1 rRNA gene is annotated in these 2,953 nt (G+C 50.9%); it reads right to left on the bottom strand.

The features are described from left to right. Window positions 1-17 precede the first annotated feature (17 nt). Window positions 18-2,938: ribosomal RNA gene (locus J3A84_RS15205) — 23S ribosomal RNA — on the bottom strand. Window positions 2,939-2,953 lie beyond the last annotated feature (15 nt).

The raw sequence follows: 2,953 nt of genomic DNA, 5'->3' as shown, positions 1-2,953 counted from the left end.
TTTTCGTAACTTATTTTCTGATTAAGCCCTCGATCTATTAGTATGAGTAAGCTGAATACATTGCTGCACTTACACCTCTCACCTATCAACCTCGTGTTCTTCAAGGGATCTTACTGACTTACGTCATGGGAAATCTTATCTTAGGGTAGGCTTCACGCTTAGATGCTTTCAGCGTTTATCCTGTCCCAACGTAGCTACCCAGCTATGCTCCTGGCGGAACAACTGGTGCACCAGAGGTTGGTCCATCCCGGTCCTCTCGTACTAAGGACAGCTCCCTTCAAATTTCCTACGCCCGCGACGGATAGGGACCGAACTGTCTCACGACGTTCTGAACCCAGCTCGCGTGCCGCTTTAATGGGCGAACAGCCCAACCCTTGGGACCTACTTCAGCCCCAGGATGCGACGAGCCGACATCGAGGTGCCAAACCTCCCCGTCGATGTGGACTCTTGGGGGAGATTAGCCTGTTATCCCCGAGGTAGCTTTTATCCGTTGAGCGATGGCCCTCCCACGAGGTACCACCGGATCACTAAGCCCGACTTTCGTCCCTGCTCCACCTGTATGTGTCGCAGTCAGGCTCCCTTCTGCCTTTGCACTCTACGAACGATTTCCGACCGTTCTGAGGGAACCTTTGGGCGCCTCCGTTACTTTTTAGGAGGCGACCGCCCCAGTCAAACTGCCCACCTAACAATGTCCCGTGACCAGATCATGGTCTCCGGTTAGAACCTCAATACTGCCAGGGTGGTATCCCAAGGATGACTCCGGAGGACCTGACGATCCTCTTTCCCAGTCTCCCACCTATCCTGTACAGACAATATCGAAATTCAATGCTAAGCTACAGTAAAGCTCTACGGGGTCTTTCCGTCCAATCGCGGGTAGCAAGCATCTTCACTTGCACTACAATTTCGCCGGATTTGTTGTTGAGACAGTGCCCAAGTCATTACGCCATTCGTGCGGGTCAGAACTTACCTGACAAGGAATTTCGCTACCTTAGGACCGTTATAGTTACGGCCGCCGTTTACTGGGGCTTAAGTTCACACCTTCGCTTGCGCTAAGTGATCCCCTTAACCTTCCAGCACCGGGCAGGCGTCAGCCCCTATACTTCAGCTTACGCTTTAGCAGAGACCTGTGTTTTTGCTAAACAGTTGCTTGGGCCATTTCACTGCGGCCGGAGATTCCTCTCCGGCACCCCTTCTCCCGAAGTTACGGGGTTAATTTGCCGAGTTCCTTAACAACAATTCTTCCGATGGTCTTAGGATTCTCTCCTCATCTACCTGTGTCGGTTTGCGGTACGGGCACTATGTCACTCCCTAGAGGCTTTTCTTGGCAGCGTGAAATCAGATACTCGAGGCCCGTGGGCCTCTCCCCGTAACACCTTGAAAGTAGCGGACAGAGGGATTTGCCTCCCTGTCCTTTCTCAGTGCTTGGACGTACAATCCAATCGTACGCACATCTTATCCTCCTGCGTCACCCCTTCGGTCAAACGCTTCATAGTGGTATCGGAATATCAACCGATTGTCCATCACCTACGCCTCTCGGCCTCGGCTTAGGACCCGACTAACCCTGAGCGGACGAACCTTCCTCAGGAAACCTTAGATTTTCGACCTGCGGGATTCTCACCCGCATCTCGCTACTTATGCCAACATTCTCACTTCTGTACCGTCCACCACTCCTTACGGTATGGCTTCAGCCAGTACAGAACGCTCCTCTACCGCGGCACCATGAAGGTGCCACCCGTAGCTTCGGTGATAGATTTTAGCCCCGGACATTTTCGGCGCGGGATCTCTCGACTAGTGAGCTATTACGCACTCTTTTAATGAGTGGCTGCTTCTAAGCCAACATCCTAGTTGTCTTGGAAATCCCACATCCTTTTCCACTTAATCTATACTTGGGGACCTTAGCTGACGGTCTGGGCTTTTTCCCTTTCGACTATGAAACTTATCTTACACAGTCTGACTGCCGGACTAATAGTATATGGCATTCGGAGTTTGATAAGGTTCGGTAAGCGATATGCCCCCTAGCCCATTCAGTGCTCTACCTCCATAACTCATATATCCGACGCTAGCCCTAAAGCTATTTCGAGGAGAACCAGCTATCTCCGGGTTCGATTGGAATTTCTCCGCTATCCACAGCTCATCCCATGATTTTTCAACATCAATTTGGTTCGGTCCTCCACGAGATTTTACTCTCGCTTCAACCTGGCCATGGATAGGTCACCCGGTTTCGGGTCTACGACATGCAACTTGTTGCCCTATTAAGACTCGGTTTCCCTTCGGCTCCGTACCTGAAGTACTTAACCTTGCTACATATCGTAACTCGTTGGCTCGTTCTACAAAAAGCACGCTATCACACTTTCTAATAGTGCTCTAGCCGTTTGTAAGTGCACGGTTTCAGGTTCTGTTTCACTCCCCTCCCGGGGTTCTTTTCACCTTTCCCTCACGGTACTGCTTCACTATCGGTCATCAGGTAGTATTTAGCCTTGGGGGGTGGTCCCCCCTGCTTCCCACAAGGTTTCACGTGTCTCGTGGTACTCTGGATCAGTCATTTCCGGTTCATCTCTTTCGCATACGGGACTATTACCCCCTGTGGTCCAGCTTTCCAGCTGTGCTCTGCTAAAGACGTCTCGTACTTCATAGACTGTCCGCAACCCCGGAAACAAGTTTCCGGTTTGGGCTCTTTCCCGTTCGCTCGCCGCTACTAGGGAAATCGATGTTTCTTTCTCTTCCTCCAGGTACTTAGATGTTTCAGTTCCCTGGGTCTGTCCTCCTATAGACTATGTATTCATCTATGGATACTGGGGGTTACCCCAGTGAGTTGCCTCATTCGGTGATCTCGGGTTCACAGACTATGTGCGTCTACCCCGAGCTTATCGCAGCTTATCACGACCTTCTTCGACTCCTGATGCCAAGGCATTCGCCATGCACTCTTTATAGCTTAATCTTTTAAGTTACTCTT

The sequence above is a fragment of the Proteiniclasticum aestuarii genome (assembly GCF_017368455.1).
Classification (GTDB): domain Bacteria; phylum Bacillota; class Clostridia; order Clostridiales; family Clostridiaceae; genus Proteiniclasticum; species Proteiniclasticum aestuarii.
The sequence above is the reverse complement of the archived record's forward strand: the minus strand, read 5'-3'. Positions and strand labels throughout refer to the sequence as shown.